This window comes from Vibrio sp. 1288 (genome assembly GCF_033344475.1).
Map to the genome: position 1 here is coordinate 1 of NZ_JAWPOX010000783.1, position 603 is coordinate 603.

A 603-nucleotide genomic window follows, 5' to 3' on the forward strand; every position below is an offset into this window, starting at 1 on the left:
GGTTTTATCGCGATGTCGCCAATACGAACCAGTTTACCCGTCCGAAAATATTGATACGCCAAGCTGTGTTTGACGAGCGCTACGCCTTGTAGGGATAACGCAGCTTCCAACACTAAGTGCGAGCCACTGTATTTTAAAGCGGGCTTTGCCGCTGAGTGTCCAAGTCTTGCTAACCACATGTTCCAGTCGAGATCGGGCCACACGTCTTCGATGAGCTCTGCTTTGCTTAAATCTTCGATGCTATAGATGCCATGTTCCTTCTGATACATCGGATGACATGCTGGGTAAAAGGCTTCGTCCATCAGCCACTGCGATTCTAAATTTGGGTATTTTCCTAATCCGTAGCGAACGCACAAATCTATCTGACTATCTTGAAAAGAGACGAGATCATTTGTGGGCTCTAGTAATAGGGCAATATCAGGATGACGTTGACGAAAGGCGGTGATTTTAGGCACCAACCAATGGTGGGCAAAGGAGGGCAGTGTTGATATTGAAAGATGGTTCGGGTTTGGATCCTGGTTGACAAGGCGTACGCCTTGCTGCAAATGGGCAAACCCTCTTTCTGCCTGAGTAAATAGCAGTTCCCCGTCTGGCGTCAGCACA

The 603-nt window shown here is 48.1% G+C and carries 1 protein-coding gene; it reads right to left on the minus strand.

Annotated features, from left to right (window positions below; genetic code table 11):
• On the minus strand, positions 1-603 hold a 603-nt coding region (locus R8O11_RS29340; protein WP_318195139.1), incomplete at both ends, for a LysR substrate-binding domain-containing protein.